The following is an 18045-nucleotide window of genomic DNA, read 5'->3' as shown; positions in this document are numbered from 1 at the left end:
TGCGGGCACTCACAGGCCCCGCTCCGCGGTCAGCGCCGGGTCGAGCCGGTCGCGCAGCGCGTCGCCCAGCCGGTTGAAGGCCAGCACCGCGAGCGCGATGGCGAGGCCCGGCCAGACGACGAGGAGCGGCCGGGTCCAGAAGAAGGCGCGGGCGTCGTTGATCATCACGCCCCATTCCGGCGTCGGTGGCTGCACCCCGAGCCCGAGGAAGGACAGGCCGGCGACGTGGAGCGCCATGTGGCCGATATCGAGGGTCGCGAGCGCCGCGAGAGGCGGCACCACGCCGGGCAGGATGTGCTCGGAGAAGATCGCCCGCCGCGGCGCCCCGGCGATCCGCGCGGCCAGCACGTAGTCGCGGGTCTTCAGCTCCAGGACGAGGCCGCGCACGATCCGCGCGTACCAGGCCCAGTGCGACAGCGCGATCGCCGCCACCACGTTGGCGAGCCCGGTGCCGAGCGCCCCGATCATGAACAGCGCCAGCACGAAGGTCGGCACGGTGAGGAAGACGTCGCAGAGCCGCATCAGGGCCGTGTCGACCCGGCCGCCGAGCATGCCGGCGAGGCCGCCGACTGCGAGGCCGAGGGCGACGACGAGGGTCAGCACCGCCAGCACCGCGCCCAGCGTCGTGCGCGCCCCGGCGACGAGGCGCGAGAGGATGTCGCGGCCGAGATGGTCGGTGCCGAGGGGATGGGTGAGGCTCGCAGGCGCGAAGCGGTGGGCGAGGTCGACCGCCAGGGGATCGTGCGGCGCCATCACCGGTCCGAGCAGCGCCAGGAGCAGGAAGCCCGCCGCGAGGAGGCCGGCGAGCGCGACCGGGCGGGAGATGAGCGGGACGGGTCTCACGCGGCCTCCCGCCCGAGGCGCAGGCGCGGGTCGAGCCAGGCATAGGCCAGGTCGACCGCGAGGTTGCACAGCACGAACACCAGCGTCATCACCAGGGTGAAGCACTGAATCACCGGATAGTCGCGGTCGTAGATCGCCGAGACCGCGTAGCGGCCGATGCCGGGCCAGGAGAAGATCGTCTCGACCACGAGGGCCCCGCCCAGAAGTTCGCCGACATGCATGCCGGTGGCGGTGACGACCGGCACCAGCGCGTTGCGGAAGACGTGCCGACGGGCCACCGCGCCCTCGGAGAGGCCGCGCAGGCGGGCGTAGAGGACGTGGCGCCCGCGGCCCGCCTCCAGCATGCTCGCCCGCAGCAGCCGGGCATTCACCGAGAGCGACATCAGGCAGATGGCGAGCGCCGGCATCACCAGGTGGGCGGCCCCGCCGCGGCCCATCGCCGGCAGCCAGCCGAGCGTCACCGAGAAGGCGACGACGAGCAGGAAGGCGACCCAGAAATTCGGCAGCGAGACGCCCAGCACCGCGATCCCCCGCACCAGCCGGTCCTGCCAGCCGTCGCGATGCGCCGCCGCCCAGGCGCCGAGCGGCAGGCTGAGCGCGAGGCTGACGGCGAGCGCCGTGCCGGCGAGCTCGAGCGTCGCCGGCAGGTAGCCTAGGAGTTCCGGCAGCACCGGCCGACGGGTGGCGTAGGAGAGGCCGAAATCGCCCTGGAGCGCCCGCCACAGCCAGTCGAGGTACTGGACCGCGAAGGGGCGGTCGAGGCCGAGCATCGATCGGGCATCGGCGAGCGCCGCGTCGGTCGGCGGCACCTGCGACAGGCGCAGGTAGTCGAGCGCCGGGTCGCCCGGCCCGACCCGCAGCATCACGAACACGAGGAGCGAGACGCCGAGCAGCATCGGCGGGATCACGGCGAGGCGGGCGAGGACGAAGCGCGGCATCAGCGGCCCGGTCCCGGGCGCATCGCCGCGAACGGGATCTCGTTGAGGGTGGCGCCGAAGCGCACCCCGGTCACGGTCGGGCGGTGGACCTCGATCGCCACCGCCGAGGAGATCGGCAGGTAGACCGCCGCCTCGTGCAGGGCCGCGAGGACGCGGCCGGAGAGGCGGCGCCGCTCCTCCGGGTCGGTCGCGGCGAGCGCCGCCGTGATGGTGGCGTCGATCGTCGGCTTGTCGGGCAGGCCCTTCTGCGCCTGGTAGTCGGCGTGGGAGGGGGCGCGCATCGCGCTCAAGAAGGAGGCCGGGTCGTAGGGCGGGCCCCAGGTCTCGCCGAAGATCAGGCCGAAGCGCCCGTCCTTCTGGCGGGCGAGGATCGCGCTCTCCTCCTCGCCGACGAGCCGCACCGCGATGCCGACCCGGGCGAGGTCGGCCTGGACCACCTCGGCGATGGCCTTCTGCTGGGCGTTGGTGCCGACGAAGGCGAGCTCGACCGCGAGCGGCCGGCCGTCCTTCGTCCGCGCGCCGTCGCGGCCCCGGATCCAGCCGGCCTCGTCGAGAAGCGTGTCCGCCGCCGTCCGGTCGAAGCCGTAGGGGGTGAGGCCGGCATCGGCGTCGGGGACGCCCGGCCCGAACAGGAAGTCGGCCCGGGGTTCGAGCCCGTCGAGGACGGTGCGCACCAGGGTGTCCTTGTCGACCGCCCGGTTGATCGCGCGGCGAACGGCCGGGTCGTCGGTCGGGAAGCGGGCCGAGTTGAGCGCCAGAACCCGGGTGGCGAACGGCGGCGAGAGCGCGGCCGAGAAGGCCGGGGCCTGGTCGCGCAGGCGCAGGAAGGCTTCCGAGGGAATCAGGCCGGCGGCGCCGGTGATCAGGTCGATCTCGCCGGTCTGCAGGGCGATGGCCCGGGTGTTGGGATCGGGGATCACCTTGACGACGAGGCGCGCGAAGCTGGGCTTCTCGCCCCAGTAGGCCGGGTTGGCGGCGAAGGTGTCCGAGACGCCGAGCCGGGTCTCGACGAGGCGCCAGGGCCCGGTGCCGATCGGCGCCGCGATCCCGTCCGCCGTGGTGCCGCCCGCCTTCATGGCGGCCGGGGAGACGAAGCGGAACGGCCGCGGCAGCGAGAGTTCGTTCAGCGTCGGCGCGTGCGGGGCGTCGAGCACCAGGCGGAAGGCCAGCGGTCCGGTGACCTCGGTGCGGTCGATCCGCCGGACGAGGTCGAGCCAGGCGTGGCGGGCCCGGTTGGCGAGGATCGCGTCGAAATTCGCCTTCACGGCCGGCGCGTCGAAGGGCGTGCCGTCGCTGAAGGTCACGCCGGGTCGCAGGGTGAAATCGTAGGTCCGCCCGTCCGGCGAGATCGTCCAGGCGGTGGCGAGCCAGGGCTCGAGGGTGCCGTCGGCCCGGTACTTCACCAGCGGCTCGTAGACGCTCGCCTGGGCGAACATCTGGTTGGGTGCGTAGAGGTGGGGGTTGAGCGGCCCGACGTTGCTCGGCCAGGCCGTGGCGAGCTGCTGGGCGCCGGCCGGGCCGGCGTGCAGGGCGGCGAGGGCCAGCAGCGCGGCACGGACCTTGACGAGGATCGCCGGCTTCGACATCGGGCCCCTGGTATGACGAACGCACCAAAACATCCTACGCCCTGATACGACGGCGGGCGCGAATGGCAAGGCCGTGCATGCCCGCGCGGGCGGGTATCTCCGGGGCCGTCGGTCGTGCTCCAATGAGACGGGCGCGCCGGACCGGACGACGCCCCGAAGGACGACGACAGGGGAGGGGACGGGATGGCGAAGGTCGCGATCGTCGGGTGCGGCGCCATGGGCTCGGTCTACGCGGCGCTGATGGCCTCGGCGGGCCACGAGGTCCACGCGGTCACGCTCTGGGCCGACCACGCCGCGGCCATGCGCGCGCACGGCCTCCGGGTCGAGGGCGCGAGCGGGGACCGCACGGTGCGGCTCGCGAGCGCCGGCACCACCCCGGAGGGGATCGGCCCGTGCGACCTCGTGATCGTCGCGACGAAGGCCTTCGACGTCGCGGCGGCAGCCGCGAGCGCCGCCCCCCTGCTCGGCCCCGGGACGGTGGTGCAGACGATCCAGAACGGGCTCGGCTCGCCGGAGGTCGCCGCCGCCGTCATCGATCCCGACCGGATCGCCGTCGGCGTCGTCGGGGGCTTCGGCGCCTCGATGCGCGGGCCGGGCCATGCGCACCACAACGGCCTCGAGATGATCCGCTTCGGCGCCTTCGCGGGACTCTCGCGGGAGCGCCTGGAGGCTTCCGCGGCGATCTGGCAATCGGCCGGCTTCACGGTCAGCCTGTTCGACGATCTCGGCCGGATGGTGTGGGAGAAGCTGATCATGAACGTCACCTTCTCGGGCACCACGACGCTGACCGGCCTCACCATCGGCGAGGTGATGGCCGATCCCGATGCCTGGAAGGTGGCGCGGGCCTGCGCCGAGGAGGCGATCGCCGTGGCGACCGCGATGGGCGTGGCCCTGCAGGTCGGCGACCCGGTCGCGCACATCCGCCGCCTCGGCGGCAAGATCCCGGCGGCCCGGCCCTCGATGCTGCTCGACCACCGGGCCGGGCGCCGCGGCGAGGTCGAGGCGATCAACGGGTCGATTCCCCGTCTCGGCCGCCGCTGCGGCGTGCCGACCCCGGTCAACGACACGGTGGTGGCGCTGATCAAGGCGCGCGAGACCGCCTTCCCGGTCCAGGCCGACCCCGCGCGCTGCCCGACCTGATCAGGCCCCGAGCGCCCGGTCGGTCTCCTCCCGCCAGGGCAGGCTCGCCTGGCTGCCCCGCCGCCCGCAGGCGAGGGCGGCCGCGACGCTCGCCCGCTCCATCGCGGCGCGCAACGGCGCGCCGCGGTCGAGGGCCGCGGCGAGCACGCCGACGAAGCAATCTCCCGCCGCCGTGGTGTCGACCGGCTCGACCGCGCGGGCCGGGACGTGCCAGGTGCCCTCGCCCGTGGCCGCCTCCGAGCCGGCCTCTCCGAGGGTGCGCACCACGTCGATGCCGAGGGCGGCGTGCAGGGCCGCGGCCTCCGGCGCGCAGCCGAGGCGCGCGGCGGTCGCCTCCGCCTCGTCCTCGTTGACGACGAGGAGGCCGGCGAGCCGCATCGTGTCGAGGTCGAGCGGCAGGGCCGGGGCGAGGTTGAGGATGCTGCGCAGGCCGAGCGCCCGGGCGCGCCGCAGCAAAGCCGTCGTCTCGGCCGGATCGACCTCCATCTGCAGGAGCAGCGACGTCGCCCGGGCAAGATCGGCATCCGCGACCTGGTCGGCCCGCGTGTGCCCGTTGGCGCCGAGCGCCACCACGATCCGGTTGCGGCCCTGCGCGTCGATCCAGATCGAGGCGCAGCCCGTCGCCGCCGCGACCGCCCGGACCCGGGCGGTGTCGGCGCCGGCCTCGCGCAGGCCCGACAGGGCCACCTCGGCCAGGGCGTCGCTCCCGACCGCGCCGACCATCGCGACCGCCGCCCCGTCGCGCGCCGCCGCCACCGCCTGGTTCGCCCCCTTGCCGCCCGCCTGCACGGCGAGGTCGTCGGCCAGCAGGGTCTGGCCCGAGCGCGGGACCTCGGGCAGGCGGAAGATGAGGTCGGCGTTCAGGGAGCCGAAGCAGACGATCACGCGGGTTCTCCGTTCAGGCCGGCGATGCGCATCCCCCGCAGCCGGCGTGCCTCGCCGCTCGTGCCGATGGCGCCGGCCGGCGCCACGCTAGCGCGCCACCGGCGAAGCCGTCGAGCCCGGCGGCATGCCGGGTCCCTTGCCGATGCCGCCCGCGCTCCGTCGCCCGCCGCCGTACTCCATCGCCAGTCGGCCAGCCCGTCGCCGACTGCGAAGATCGCGGCCGCCCCACGGCCCGGGATTCAGCGGCCACCGCCTCGGCGCGTGCCGCGAAGGACTGGTCCGCAAGGAAGCGCTCGATGCTCGTGCGAAGGAGGCCCGCGTCCGGCGTGCTCCCTCAGGTCGAGGCCGACGCCGTGCCGAAATTGGCCGCGTGCCACGGCGATAGCGGTATGGATTGCGTGTAGACTGGCTCAGCTCTGGAAGGGGCCGGCCGCCGCCTCTGCAAGCGGGCGTTTCCCGTCTCGCCTGCAGTATCGATCACGACCGCGTACCAGGTGCTTGCCAGCGCAAAACGCCGGTAGACCCCTGCCGCCTCGCTGACGGCTGAAGACGCTAAATTTGAGGGAGAAAAGTGGTGCCGCAAGAGGGATTCGAACCCCCGACCCCCTCATTACGAATGAGGTGCTCTACCAGCTGAGCTATTGCGGCGCCGACCGGGCCGGCGATGCGGCGTTCGGTGGCGCTCTCATAGCCGGGGGCGGTCGGGTTGGCAAGGCGGCTCGGGACGGCGCGCGGCGCCTGCGGCCGCGGGGGTGGTTTCCGGGCGACACCGGGGCGGACTTGCTGCCCGTGCAGGGCTCCGGGGCGGTGCCGGCACGCAACGGCGCTTGACGCTGGGCCGCCGAATCCGGACGATGGGACGAGCCGGAAAAACCCAATCCCCCCAATGCCTCTGATCGCCCGCCTTCGCGCCTATGCCGCCGAGATGTTCGGCGCGCCCGCCCTGCCGCTCGATGCCGAGGCCGAGCAGCACCTCGCCGCCGCGGCGCTCCTCGTCCACGTCGCGCGGGTCGACGGGACGCTGGCGGCGGTCGAGCGCGACCGGCTGGCTCGTCTCCTGACCCACCGCTTCGCCCCGTCCGAGGCGCAGGCGAAGGCCCTGATAGAGCGCGCGATCAGCTTCGACGACGAGACCCGCGACGTCGCCGAGCTCGTCGAGATGATCGGCCGCGACCTGCCGGAGGAGGAGCGGCGCGGGCTTCTCGGCCTCGCCTGGGCGGTCGCCGCCGCCGACGGGCAGGTCCACGAATTCGAGGACGACCTCGTCTGGCGCGTCGGCCAGCTCCTCGGCTTCGACGACGCGGCGATCACCGCCACCCGGGCGGTCGCCCTGGCGGGCCTGCCGACCCAGCAGGTGCCGGCCCGGTGATGGCGCGGTCCGTCGCGACGCCGGAGGCCGGGGCGAAACCCGTGCTGCTCATCCTCCACCAGGAGCAATCGACCCCCGGCCGCCTCGGCCGGCTGTTTCAGGAGCGCGGCCACCCCCTCGACATCCGCCGCCCGCGCTTCGGCGACCCGCTGCCGGAGACGCTGGCAGACCATGCCGGCGCGGTGATCTTCGGCGGGCCGATGAGCGCCAACGACGGCGACGACTTCGTGCGCCGCGAGATCGACTGGATCCGGGTGCCGCTGCGCGAGCAGCGCCCGTTCCTCGGGCTCTGCCTCGGCGCGCAGATGCTGGCGAAGTGCCTCGGCGCCCCGGTCCGCGCCCACCCGGAGGGCCGGGCCGAGATCGGCTACTACCCGCTGCTGCCGACCGAGGCCGGGCGGGACTTCGCCGGCGAGATCGGCCAGCCCTGGCCGTCCCACGTCTACCACTGGCACCGGGAGGGGTTCTCCTGCCCGGCCGGGGCCGACACGCTCGCCACCGGCGACGATTTTCCCACCCAGGCGATCCGGGTCGGGCCGGCGGCCTTCGGGCTCCAGTTCCACCCCGAGGTGACCCACGCCATGATCTGCCGCTGGACCGTGCGCGCCGCCGAGCGCCTGCGCCTGCCCGGCGCGCAGGACCGGGCGCGCCAGATCGAGGGCCGGTTCATGCATGACGGCCGCGTGGTCGCCTGGCTCGACGCCTTCCTCGACCACTGGCTATCCGGCCCGTCCCGGGCGGCGGCATGATCCTCAGCCTCACCCTCCTGCTGCTCTGCCAGCTCGTCGGCGAGATCCTGGCCCGGGCGCTTTCGCTGCCGGTGCCGGGGCCGGTCGTCGGCATGGCGCTGCTCCTCGGGGTGCTGGTCCTGCGCGACCGCCGCCCCGGAGGGCTGCCCGCCCCCCTGGTCGACGGCACGCTGGAGCGCACCGGCAAGGGGCTCCTCGCCCATCTCTCGCTGCTCTTCGTGCCGGCCGGCGCCGGCGTGATCGGCCGGCTCGACGTGCTCGCCGCCCACGGCCTCGCGCTCGCCGCCGCCCTGGTGGTCTCGACGGCGCTCGCCCTCGTCGCCACCGTTCTGACCTTCTCGTACGTCGCCAAGAGGACCGGGCGATGACCGGGGATTTCGCCCTCTGGGTGTTCCTGTCGCGCACGCCGCTGCTGTGGCTGACCGTGACGCTGACCGCCTACGTCGTCGCCGACCGGGTCTCCGCCGCCACCGGCCGCCATCCGCTGGCGAACCCGGTCCTGCACGCGATCTGGATGGTCGGCCTCGTGCTGATCGTCACCCGCACGCCCTACGCGGTGTATTTCGAGGGCGCGCAGTTCGTGCACTTCCTCCTCGGGCCCGCCACGGTGGCGCTGGCGATCCCGCTCTACGAGCACCGCAAGACCGTGACCCGGGTGCTGGTGCCGATGCTGGCGGCTCTCGTCGTCGGCTCCACGGTCGCGCTCGTCACCGGCATCGGCACGGCGAAGCTGCTCGGCGTGCCCGACCCGATCCTGATCGCGCTGGCGCCCAAATCCGTCACCGCCAGCGTCGCCATGGGCATCACCTCGGCGCTCGGCGGCGACCCGACGCTGACCGCCGTCCTGGTGATCCTCACCGGCATTCTCGGCGCCATCCTGGTGACCCCGCTCCTCGACCGCCTCGGCGTCACCGACTACCGCGCCCGCGGCTTCGCCGCGGGGCTCGCCGCCCACGGCATCGGCACCGCCCGCGCCTTCCAGGTCAGCGAGGTCGCCGGCACCTTCGCGGGCATCGCCATGGGGCTCAACGCCTTCCTGACCGCCGTGCTGGTGCCGCTGGCGCTGGCGTTCCTGCGGTAGGCCGAAGACCGCCCTCGTCGGACCGCCCGTGCCGGCGGCGTCTTCCGGCATCGGCGGACGTGAAAATCCGCCCCGGCCGCGTCTCGTTCGCATGGTCGGACGGCATCCCTCGTCGTATCGTCGTTGCCATGCTGCAGGACACGACGACGGACACGGAAACGGTTCGGGTGCCGGGCTTGCCGAGCTTCGGCCGGACCTACGCGATTCCTCCCATCCCGGTGGATCTGCCGCTCGACGTCCACACTCGCCCGGTCCTCCAGTACCTCTGCGGCCTCGTCATGCTGGCCTCGGGCGTGTTCGGCATGGCGATGGTCGCCATTGCGCTCTTGCTGGTCGCGACACACCCATCGGAGTGGGTGCCCTGGGTCGTCGTGGTGGGCTGCCTCCCCGTCGGTTTGCTCCTCGGCGTCCAGGGACTGCCTCAGGGCTGGATCTGTCTGCGGGACGCCTTCCGGACGGAGCCCGTCCTGATCGTCCGGTCGCGGAACATCGAGGATCGGCGGGCCGGCGCGACGATCCCGTGGGCGACGGTGTCCCGGGTCGGCGTCGTGTACACCCCGAATTTCCTGGCCCATCTTCATCTGACGCTGCGTGCCCCGATCCGGGTGCGGCACAATCCGTTCCGGGCCGGAACGACGATCAACGCCTGGCACAGGCGCCCCGACACCCTCTGCATTCCCATCGTGATGCTGGATCGGGATTCCTACGTTCTGGCCCAGGTCGTCACGGTCCTCGCCAGGCGGCACGGCGCGGAGGTGACAGCGAGGGGCGGCCCGCTGCCGCGGACGTGACGCAGCGGATCGGTCTCACCGGTCGCCCGTGATCACGGCTCCGGTCAGGGGGACCGGCCCCGATCATGCGCCTCGGCCTGCGTCGCCCCCCGCAACGCCCCGACGAGGTGGAGCGAGCCGGTGACGAGCAGCCAGCCCCCGCGCGCCGCGGCGAGGTCCGCGGCGCGGGCGAGCGCCGCCTCCGGCGATGCCACCGCGGCGGCGGCGGTGCCTGCGTCGGTGGCGAGACGCCGCAGCGCCTCGGCGGCATGGCCGCGGCGCTCGGGCATCTCGGTGCAGACGATCGCCCCGGCGGACCCGGCCAGCACCGCGAGGAAACCCGCCGCATCCTTGTCCCCCGCCATCGCGACGAGCGCGCAGCACGGGCCGGGCAGGTCGCCGGCGCGGGCGAGGTCGCGCAGGACCGCCGCGAGGTTGAACGGGACGTGGGCGCCGTCGAGCACCACCGGCACCGGGCCGGCCGCGGTCGAGACCGTGCGCCGCTCGAGCCGCCCGGAGAGGCGGGCCGCCGCCCGGGTGGCGCCGTCGAGGAGGGCGGCGCCCACGGGGATGCCGCCGGGTCCGCGCACGCCCCGTGCGCCGAGCCGGTCGAGGACGAGGCCGGCGAGCGCCGCGTTCTCCTCGGCGATCGAGGCATCGGGGGCGAGGACCGGGCGCAGCACCGGGCAGCCGAGGGCGGCGGCGCGGGCCGCCGCGACGGCGCCGGCCTCGTCCCCGGGCGCCAGCGTGGTGACGAGCGCCGCCCCGGCCTTCAGGATCCCGGCCTTCTCGGCGGCGATGGCGGCCCGGGTGTGGCCGAGGATCTCGGTGTGCTCGAGGCCGATATTGGTGATCACCGCGACCTCGCCGTCGACCGCGTTGGTCGAATCGAGCCGCCCGCCGAGCCCGACCTCGATCACCGCCCAGTCGAGTCCCGCCTCGCCGAAGACCAGGAGGGCGGCGGCGGTCAAAACGTCGAACCAGGTCGCGTCGCCGCCGGGCCCGTCATCGCGCCGCGCCGCCTCGTGGGCGTCGAGCGCGCGGGAGAGCGCCCGGGCGAGGACCGCCTCCGCCACCAGGCGGCCGTCGAGGCAGACCCGCTCGGTGATGGATTCGACGTGGGGCGAGGCGTAGCGCCCGGTCCGCAGGCCCGCCCGCCGCAACCCGGCCTCGATCAGGGCGCCGACCGAGCCCTTGCCCTTGGTGCCGCCGACATGGACCACCCGCAGGCGGCTCTGCGGCGCGCCGAGGCGGACCAGCAGGTCGCGCATCGGCGCGAGGCCGACCCGCATCCCGCCGCGCGGCCGCTTCTCCCAGTCGGTCAGCCGGTCGAGGCGCGCCAGAACCTCCGGCAGCGGCTGGGCTTTCGCGGACGGGAGGGGCGCGTCGGACGGGGCGGGCGCGGCGTGCATGGGGTCCGGTCGGGTCGAAGGGCGGGCGGGGCCGGCGCTTCCCGGCCGCCTACCTTGACCCGCCCGCGCCGTGCCGCCAGCCCCCCAGAAGAGCGGAACCCGGGTGCGGGGCGGTGCCGGCGCGTCACCTTGTGCCGGCCCCTCCGGCCGGCTACTCATGCGGCCCGCCTGGTGCGGCCCGTCGGACCCCTCGCGCCGTCGCGCGCCCGCTTATCCGCCCGTCCGGCCCGTCGCGCCGGCGCTCGCCCGTGTCCACCCGCCAGGATCGTGATCGCCCCCTTGCCCGCCCGCCTCGACGCCATCGATTGGGCGATCCTCCGGGAACTGCAGGCCGACGGCTCGATCACCAACGTCGAGCTGGCCCGGCGCGTCGGCCTATCGGCGCCGCCCTGCCTGCGGCGGGTCCGGGCGCTGGAGGAGGCCGGGATCATCCGCGGCTACCGCGCGCTCCTCGAGCCGAAGGCGCTGGGCTACGAGGTCGTGTGCTTCGCCATGGTGCAGCTCGCGGCCCAGGGCCAGGCGGAGCTCGCCGCCTTCGCGGCCGAGATGCGCGGCTGGCCGATGGTGCGGGAATGCTGGACGCTCTCGGGCGAGACCGACTTCTTGCTCAAGTGCGTCGCGCCGAACCTCGGCGCCTTCCAGCAGCTCGTCGGCCATCTCACCGGCCTGCCCAACGTCCGCACGGTGCGCACGGCGCTCGCCATCGACCAGATCAAGGACGAGCCGATCGCCCCGCTGGACGGCCCGGCCGAGACGTAATACCGGTCCAGTCTCCGGTTCCGGAAACGCTCCGGTCATCACTTTAACCGTGACAACCGGGCGCGCGGACCAGTCGAGCCGTGAATTGCAGATGCGCCGGAGACCGGTCCGTGCTGTCATGGCGCAGTGCCCGCCGCGTCATCGGGCCGCCCCGTCGGTGCCGGCAGCCCCCCGAGCTGCCGGGCCGGGGTGCGCCAGCGGTGACGGGAGGCCGGGACCGCCGACAATACTCGACCGCATTGCCGGAGCGCCGAGACCCTCAAGGATGCCGATGCCCCACCCCTCCGCGCCCGGTCGCCCCGGGCCCCCGCCGCCGACGGGCCTGACCGATCCGGTCAGCCTGTTCGCCGTGCCGATCGGCCGGGCGGCGAGCCCGCCCGGCGAGGCCCTGCCGGTGATCCAGACGCTGTACCGCACGCCCGACGACCGCTTCGTCATCCGCACCTGCCTGCATCTCGGCCCCGGGCGCGGGCAGGCCTGCGACGTGATGGTCTATGCCGACGAGGACGCCCTGCGCGAGGCGCTGTCGGCGGGCGGCGACGGCCTCGACGAGGCGCTCCTCGCCGCCGCCGGCCTCGACCGTCCCTGACGGCACCCCTCACCGCAGGGACGCGAGGGCGGTCCGGTAGCCCTCGACCGCGCGGGCGAGGGAGAAGTCCGGCATCGTGCGCGCCGCCGCCTGCCGCAGCCGGGCGCGCCGGCCGGGGTCGTCGAGGAGCGCCAGGGTCTCGTGCGCCCAGTCCTCGACCGCGAGCGCCCGCACCACGCCGCATTCCCGTGCCGCGAGCCATTCGCGGGCGGCGCCCGAATGCGGCGAGGCCAGGACCGCCGTGCCGCTCTGCAGCGCCTCGTTGACCACGATGCCCCAGACGTCGCCGCGGCTCGGGAAGAGCAGGAGCCGGGCCGAGGCGTGGGCCTCCGCCAGCGCGTCTTGGGCGAGGTAGCCGTCGAACCGGGCCGCGATGCCGGCCTCCCTCAGTCGCGCCGCCATCTCCTCGCGCAGCGGTCCGTCGCCGGCGACCCGCATCCGCAAGGGGCGCCCGGCGGCGGCGCAGGCCCGCATCACGTCGGTGAAGAAGCGCGCGCCCTTCACTTCCTCGTTGAGGATGCCGCAGAACAGGACGTCGTAGGGCCGGGTCTCGGGGTCGGGCAGGGCGGCCGCCGCCTCCCAGGCCGGGAAGAGCGGCGCGCGGAAGATCCGCTCCGGCGCGAGCCCGTAGGAGGCGAGCAGCGTCCGGCTGCCCTCGCTCGGCGCGAGGCCGAAGGCCGCCCCCGGGACGATCGCCCGCCGCAGGGCCCGGTGGGCCGGCGAGCGCGTGCCAGGATCGGTCTCCGGCACCCCGTCGGTGCGGATGCCGTAGGGGACGCGCAGGGCGCGGGCGGCGAGGGCCGCCATCGCCATGGTGGGCGAGAAGTCGTTGAGGATCACCGCCGCCGGCCGCAGGGCCGCGAGGCGCGGGACGACGCCCGGATTGACGTAGAGGTTGCGCACCGCGTCCCGGTGCCAGCGCAGGCCCGGCAGCACCGAGAAGCCGTAGCCGTCGGCGGCGGCGAGCTGCCACTGGCGCGCCGGCTCCCGCGCCGCGCAGGCGAGGACGGTGAGCGGCGCGTCGAGGGCGGCGGCGAGCGCCCGGTAGAGCACCTGGGTGTAGGGCGCGAGGGCCCCGGTCACCACGACGACCGGCCGGCTTGTTGCCGGCAAGACGGGGCCGGGCAAGACGGGGCCGGATACGTCGGCGCTCGGCCGCTCAGCGCCGGGCAAGGCGGGCTCCCAGCAGGGCGTCGATCTCGTGCAACGGCCATTCCGGTTCGAGGACGTGGCGCGGCAGCGCCGGGAGGTCGCGGGCGCCGGTGGCGACGCCGCGGCGGGTGGTGAAGAAGGTGGCGTAGCCGGAGGCCCGCGCCAGGTCCGGATCGCGGCCCGGCCGGTAGTCGCGCGCCGCGACCCCCCAGGGGCAGGCGAAGTGCCGGATCGGCACGCCCGTCGCCGCCGCCAGGACCTCGCGCGAGCCGGCGATCTCGCGCCCGGCCGCCGCATCCCCCAGGGTGGCGATGCGGGCGTGGCTGCAGCTGTGCGAGCCGACCGCCATGCCGGCCGCGAGCCAGGCCGCCACCATCGCCCGGTCGGCGTAGGGGCCGGGCGGGTTCGCCGGCGGGGCGTCGAGCCAGTCGGAGACGAGGAACAGGATCGCCGGCACGCCGGCCGCCCTCAGCACCGGCAGCGCCACCTCGACCGTATCGGCGTAGCCGTCGTCGAAGGTGACGAGGAAGTGCCGCCCGGCCGTCGCCGTGCCGGTCTCGAGCAGCGTCACCGCCTCGTCGGCCCCGACGAAGCGGCCGTGCCGCTGCAGGTAGCCGATCTGCGCCGAAAAGCCCGCCCGGTGGCGCTCCGGCACGCGGTGGTAGCACAGGGTGTAGAGGCCCGGCGGCGCGTGGGCGAGCCGGCGGAGGCGCGCGAGTGCCCGCAGCAGCACGGCGCGGACCACCGGATGGTCGCGGGCGAGGGTCTTGAACGGTTGCAGCATCTCACCCGCCGTTGCGAAGGCCCTACCTGACGAGGATGTGATCGATCCGGCGCCGGAGCAAGACGAAAGAACAACGTAGGGTTCGCCCGTTCGCCGCCTTCACGGCGCGGTCCCCGCCGATCTTTCGGGGATCAAGCCTAACGAAACCGTGCGCGGCCATCGGGCGGTGCGCCGCTTGCGTCACGCCGGGCATGACGACGATGTCTGTCGCATCCTGGCACGGGGTTTCCATGACCGGAACGGAACGCGAGAGCGGATTGCGGGTCCTCCCCGCGGCCGATGTGCCGGCCTGGGACGCCGCCGTGTGGGCGCAGGCCCGCGGCGGCATCTTCGCCGCGTCGGGCTGGGGGACCTACAAGGCGCGGCGCGGCGCGGAGGTCGCCCGGCTCCAGGTCGTCGACGAATCGGGCGACCTCCTCGGGCTGGCGCAGGTGCAGCTCAGGCGGCGCGGCCCGGCGCGGCAGGCCTACATCCAGGGCGGGCCGCTCCTCACCGACAAGGGCGAGCGCCAGGGCGAGGCGGTGGTGCGGGCGCTCCTCGCCCACCTCGCCCTCGGGCCGCTCGACCTCTTGGTGGTGGATTTCGCCCGGGCCGAGAGCCCGGGCGCCGTGCTCGGCCTCCTGGCGGCCGGGTTCAAGCCGGTGACGACCGCCGGCCGGCACACCCTGGAGGTCGACCTCACCCGAGGCCTCGACACGGTGCAGGCCGAGATGGAGCAGCGCTGGCGCAAGGCCCTGCGCAAGGCCGAGCGCAACCCCGCCCTGTCGGTGCGCTTCCTCGACGACCCGGCCGAGCGGCTCGCCGCCTTCGACGCCTTCACGGCGATGTACGCGGCCCTGAAGACCCGCAAGGGCTTCTCGAACGACTTCGACGCCGCGGCCTACCGCGATCTCGCGGCGAACGACCCGCGCCACGTCATCCTGGAGATCCGGGAGGACGGGGAGATCTGCCTCGTGCGCATCGCCCATCTGAGTCGCGACCGCTTCACCGACTTCTTCACCGCTTCCACCGAGCGGGCCAAGGCGAACGCCGCCGCCTTCCTGGCGGTGTGGAGCTTCCTGCGCCGCGGGGCCGAGGAGGGCTGCCGGGTGTTCGATTTCGGCGGCATCGACCCGGCGGGCAACCGCGGCGTCTACGACTTCAAGCGCGGGCTCACCCGCACCGTCGCGTCGAGCGGGCCGCTCTGGCTCTACGGGCGCAGCCGCCTCGTGACGGCGGCGGCCGGGGCGGTGCTCGCCCGGTGACCCTGGCCTCCGCCCTCCTTGCCCGCCTGCGCGGGCCGGCGCTGCTCTCGCTCCTCGACCAGGGCGCGGTGAGCGGCTTCGGTTTCGTCGCCGGCATCGCCGCCGCCCGCCTGATCGACATGGAGGGGTTCGGGCGCTTCGCCCTCGTGCTCATCGTCGCGGGCTTCGCCCAGGGGCTCCACAACGCCCTCGTCACGGCGCCGCTGATGACCCTCGCGGGCTCCGTTCGCGACCCGGGACGCTACGCCGCCGCCGTCAGCGCCGGCGCGCTGGTGCTGGCCGCGGGCCTCGCCCTCGCCGTCGCCGGGGCGCTCGCCCTGTATTTCCAGGCCCGCGGCGAGGCGGTCCCGATCGACCTCGTGACGGCCGCCGGCGCGCTCACCCTGGCCCAGAACCTGCAGCTCACCGCGCGCCGGCTGCTCTTCGCCTACGAGGGCGGCGGCCGCGCCCTCGTCATGGACCTCGCCCGGGCGGCCGCGTTCCCGCTCGGCGTCGCGGCCCTGTGGGCCGCCGGCATTCCCCTCGATGCGGCGCGGCTGATCGAGATCCTGGCGCTCACGGCGTTCCTGACGACGCTGCCGGCGCTCCTCGCCCGGGCCGCCGATCCCGGCCGGCGCCGTCTTGCCCTCGCCGCCCGGCGGCACTGGCAGATGGCGCGCTGGTTCCTGCCGGTGGTCCTCGTCACCTTCGGGCAGGAGCAGCTGGTCTGGATCCTGGCCGGTGCCGCGCTGGGCGACGAAGCCCTGGGGGGCTTGCGGGCGGCCCAGTACCTCGTCGGCATCGTGTCGCTGATGCTCGCCGCGACCGAGAACGTGGTGCCGACGGGCGCGAGTCGCGCCTACGAGGCCGGCGGCGAGCCGGCCTTGCGCGCCTACCTCCTCGGCGTCACGCGCCGCCTCGGCCTGCCGGTCGCCGTCCTGCTCGGCGTGGTGGCGGCCCCGGCGGACCTGTGGCTGCGCCTCGTCTTCGGCGCCCCCTACGCCCCCTACGCGTCCTGCCTGCGCTGGCTCGCCCTCGGCGTCGCCTTCACCTTCCTGCGGGACATGGCGGCCCAGATCTTCCGCGCCCGTCGCCGCACCGACGTGATCTTCCGCGCCTTCGCGGTCAGCTTCGTGGTGTCGCTGGCGCTGATCCATCCGCTGATCGGCCGCTACGGCGCCGCCGGGGCGGCGGCGGTCGTGGCGATCGCCCACGGCGCCTCCCTGCTGGCGCTCGTCGTCGCCCTCGGCCGCGGCGCGCTTCCCCGGGCGGAGACTTCCGAGCGATGCTGAACGTCCTGATCGCCGTCGGGGTCGCGACCTGGTTTGCGGTCGCCTACCCGGTCCTGCGCCGCCGCCTCGAGACCCGCCCGCCCTCGGGCGGCGCGCCGGTGTTCTGGCCGCTCGCCCTGGTGACCGTGTTCGCGTTCATGCCGCTGGTCTTCACGGTCCCGCGCGAGGACGGCAACGCCGTGCTGGAGCAGGGGCTGACGGCCTCGAACGTCGTCACCATCGTGCTCACCGGCCTCACCGCGCTCTACCTCGCGGCCAAGATCGCCGCCGACCGGCGCATCCTGCTCCTGCCCTTCGCGATGCCCTACCTGCCGTTCACCCTGATGATCGGCATGGACGGCCTGAGCGCGGCGTGGTCGATCGTGCCGACCTACACCCTGTACCGGACGGCGGAGCTGGCGGTCTTCACCCTCGCGCTGATCCTGATCTTCGACCGGCCCGACATCCGGCGCCGGCTCGCCGACCTCCTGGCGATCGTGACGCTGGCCTGGCTCGTCTTCGTGACGCCGGAGATCCTGACGAGCTTCGCTTCCGGCATCGTGTTCTCCTCGGCCAAGAACAACATGATGCCGCTCGTCTGCGCGGCCCTCGGCTTCGCGGTGGTGTTCGGGCCGCCCAACCCGCGGCGCGGCCGCTACCTCGTGCTGGCCGCCGCCGGGTTCGTCATCGCCGGGTCGGCGGCCTCGACCGGCGCGCTCGCGGCGGTCGCGCCGGCCCTGATGATCGCCTCGCGCCGCCCGGGCGTGCGCGTCGCCGGCGTCGTCCTGGCGGTCGCGGCGACCGCGGTGTTCCTGTTCCTGATGGTCGGCCTGTCGACCTTCCCGGCCCTGCTCGACCTCCTCTCGGTCATCCTCCAGAAGCCCCGGGTCGAGCTCGCCAACGCCACCGGCCGGGGCCAGTTCTGGCCGGTCTTCATCGCGGCGACGCAGGACCGCCTGCTCGGCTCCGGCTTCTCGGCGGCCGACCGCTTCGTGCAGCTCCTGATCCCCACCACCGGGCTCGCCGACGAACTCGGCCGCGAGGCGGTGTTCATCACGAGCTCGCACAACATGTTCCTGAGCGCCTGGGCCGGGACCGGCATCGTCGGCCTGTCCTTCGCCGTCCTGTGCCTGGTCGAGCCGATCCGCTTCGCCGCCCGGGCCGACCGCGGCACCCGCCGCCTCGTCGCCTGCCTGATCCTGATGCTGGCCCTCAACGGCATGACGACGCCCGGCCTGTACCAGGACTGGAACGTCAACGTGCTCGCCTACGTGGCGGTGCTCGCCTACGCGCGGGCGGCCCGGCGCGAGGCCGAGGCCGAGGCGCTCGCCTCTGATCAGGCCGCGGCGATCGCGGCCGGGTCCGTCCCGGCCCTGCGCGGGGCCGACGCCGCTTGGCCCGCGGCTTGAAGCATCGGGGGCAGACGGAACGTCGTTCGGTCCGGTCGTCCCGGAACGGGACGGTTCCGACCCGCAACGACAAGCCTTGGACGCA

Annotated in this window: 18 protein-coding genes and 1 tRNA gene; 11 read left to right on the top strand and 8 right to left on the bottom strand. The window is 74.5% G+C overall.

Features of this window, described 5'->3' with window-relative positions; all coding sequences use genetic code 11:
- Positions 1-9: 9 nt before the first annotated feature.
- Genes nikC through nikA form a run of 3 tightly spaced genes read right to left on the bottom strand, consistent with a single transcriptional unit; the run spans position 10 to position 3367 of the window.
- Complete coding sequence (gene nikC / locus BMX97_RS04710) at positions 10-843, bottom strand: nickel ABC transporter permease subunit NikC (RefSeq protein ID WP_091746018.1); 834 nt, start codon at positions 841-843, stop codon at positions 10-12.
- Positions 840-1781, bottom strand: a complete 942-nt coding sequence (gene nikB / locus BMX97_RS04705; protein ID WP_091746015.1) for a nickel ABC transporter permease subunit NikB — start codon at positions 1779-1781, stop codon at positions 840-842. Before nikB ends, nikC begins: the two co-directional genes overlap by 4 nt.
- Positions 1781-3367, bottom strand: a complete 1587-nt coding sequence (gene nikA, locus BMX97_RS04700; RefSeq protein ID WP_091746012.1) for a nickel ABC transporter substrate-binding protein — start codon at positions 3365-3367, stop codon at positions 1781-1783. Before nikA ends, nikB begins: the two co-directional genes overlap by 1 nt.
- A 183-nt stretch (positions 3368-3550) precedes the next feature.
- Between nikA and BMX97_RS04695 the strand changes: the two genes are divergently transcribed.
- Positions 3551-4507, top strand: coding sequence for a ketopantoate reductase family protein (locus BMX97_RS04695; protein ID WP_091746009.1), 957 nt, complete (start codon positions 3551-3553; stop codon positions 4505-4507).
- Here BMX97_RS04695 and BMX97_RS04690 read toward each other — a convergent pair whose 3' ends face one another.
- Both BMX97_RS04690 and BMX97_RS04685 read right to left on the bottom strand, forming a co-directional pair.
- Complete coding sequence (locus BMX97_RS04690; protein WP_091746006.1) at positions 4508-5392, bottom strand: ribokinase; 885 nt, start codon at positions 5390-5392, stop codon at positions 4508-4510.
- Positions 5393-5964: 572 nt separating this feature from the next.
- Positions 5965-6040, bottom strand: a tRNA-Thr gene (locus BMX97_RS04685).
- A 238-nt stretch (positions 6041-6278) separates the two neighbouring features.
- Here BMX97_RS04685 and BMX97_RS04680 point away from each other — a divergent pair.
- Genes BMX97_RS04680 through BMX97_RS04660 form a run of 5 tightly spaced genes read left to right on the top strand, consistent with a single transcriptional unit; the run spans position 6279 to position 9382 of the window.
- On the top strand, positions 6279-6761 hold the full coding sequence (locus tag BMX97_RS04680) for a tellurite resistance TerB family protein (RefSeq protein WP_091746002.1): 483 nt from the start codon (positions 6279-6281) through the stop codon (positions 6759-6761).
- Positions 6761-7510: a glutamine amidotransferase gene (locus BMX97_RS04675; RefSeq protein WP_091745998.1), complete on the top strand. Its 750-nt coding sequence runs from the start codon at positions 6761-6763 to the stop codon at positions 7508-7510. Before BMX97_RS04680 ends, BMX97_RS04675 begins: the two co-directional genes overlap by 1 nt.
- The gene (locus BMX97_RS04670) at positions 7507-7878 is read left to right on the top strand and encodes a CidA/LrgA family protein (protein ID WP_060847375.1); all 372 of its coding nucleotides are present in this window, start codon (positions 7507-7509) and stop codon (positions 7876-7878) included. Before BMX97_RS04675 ends, BMX97_RS04670 begins: the two co-directional genes overlap by 4 nt.
- Positions 7875-8591 carry an LrgB family protein gene (locus BMX97_RS04665; protein ID WP_060847376.1) on the top strand — a complete coding sequence of 239 codons (717 nt, stop codon included), beginning with the start codon at positions 7875-7877 and terminating at the stop codon, positions 8589-8591. The genes BMX97_RS04670 and BMX97_RS04665 overlap by 4 nt, the downstream gene beginning before the upstream one ends.
- A gap of 59 nt (positions 8592-8650) precedes the next feature.
- On the top strand, positions 8651-9382 hold the full coding sequence (locus tag BMX97_RS04660; RefSeq protein ID WP_143074562.1) for a hypothetical protein: 732 nt from the start codon (positions 8651-8653) through the stop codon (positions 9380-9382).
- Between the two features lie 44 nt (positions 9383-9426).
- Here BMX97_RS04660 and BMX97_RS04655 read toward each other — a convergent pair whose 3' ends face one another.
- The gene (locus BMX97_RS04655; protein WP_244538286.1) at positions 9427-10773 is read right to left on the bottom strand and encodes a bifunctional folylpolyglutamate synthase/dihydrofolate synthase; all 1347 of its coding nucleotides are present in this window, start codon (positions 10771-10773) and stop codon (positions 9427-9429) included.
- Between the two features lie 279 nt (positions 10774-11052).
- Between BMX97_RS04655 and BMX97_RS04650 the strand changes: the two genes are divergently transcribed.
- Positions 11053-11532: an Lrp/AsnC family transcriptional regulator gene (locus BMX97_RS04650; RefSeq protein ID WP_091746963.1), complete on the top strand. Its 480-nt coding sequence runs from the start codon at positions 11053-11055 to the stop codon at positions 11530-11532.
- A 265-nt stretch (positions 11533-11797) separates the two neighbouring features.
- Positions 11798-12121, top strand: coding sequence for a hypothetical protein (locus tag BMX97_RS04645; RefSeq protein ID WP_091745992.1), 324 nt, complete (start codon positions 11798-11800; stop codon positions 12119-12121).
- A 9-nt stretch (positions 12122-12130) separates the two neighbouring features.
- Here the strand turns inward: BMX97_RS04645 and BMX97_RS04640 are convergent, their stop codons facing one another.
- Both BMX97_RS04640 and BMX97_RS04635 read right to left on the bottom strand, forming a co-directional pair.
- Positions 12131-13204, bottom strand: a complete 1074-nt coding sequence (locus BMX97_RS04640) for a glycosyltransferase (protein ID WP_244538285.1) — start codon at positions 13202-13204, stop codon at positions 12131-12133.
- Between the two features lie 76 nt (positions 13205-13280).
- Positions 13281-14057 (bottom strand): polysaccharide deacetylase family protein, encoded by a 777-nt coding sequence (locus BMX97_RS04635; RefSeq protein WP_091745987.1) that lies wholly within the window; start codon positions 14055-14057, stop codon positions 13281-13283.
- Positions 14058-14314: 257 nt separating this feature from the next.
- On the opposite strand from BMX97_RS04635, the gene BMX97_RS04625 reads away from it, so the two are divergent.
- The 3 genes from BMX97_RS04625 to BMX97_RS04615 are packed head-to-tail and all read left to right on the top strand — an operon-like array spanning position 14315 to position 17960.
- Positions 14315-15301 carry a lipid II:glycine glycyltransferase FemX gene (locus tag BMX97_RS04625; RefSeq protein ID WP_244538284.1) on the top strand — a complete coding sequence of 329 codons (987 nt, stop codon included), beginning with the start codon at positions 14315-14317 and terminating at the stop codon, positions 15299-15301.
- Positions 15298-16572, top strand: a complete 1275-nt coding sequence (locus tag BMX97_RS04620; RefSeq protein WP_091745978.1) for a lipopolysaccharide biosynthesis protein — start codon at positions 15298-15300, stop codon at positions 16570-16572. The genes BMX97_RS04625 and BMX97_RS04620 overlap by 4 nt, the downstream gene beginning before the upstream one ends.
- Positions 16566-17960, top strand: a complete 1395-nt coding sequence (locus BMX97_RS04615; protein WP_091745975.1) for an O-antigen ligase family protein — start codon at positions 16566-16568, stop codon at positions 17958-17960. Before BMX97_RS04620 ends, BMX97_RS04615 begins: the two co-directional genes overlap by 7 nt.
- The last annotated feature ends 85 nt before the right edge of the window (positions 17961-18045 follow it).

The organism is Methylobacterium sp. ap11, from assembly GCF_900110515.1.
Lineage (GTDB): Bacteria > Pseudomonadota > Alphaproteobacteria > Rhizobiales > Beijerinckiaceae > Methylobacterium > Methylobacterium ajmalii.
The sequence above is the reverse complement of the archived record's forward strand: the minus strand, read 5'-3'. Positions and strand labels throughout refer to the sequence as shown.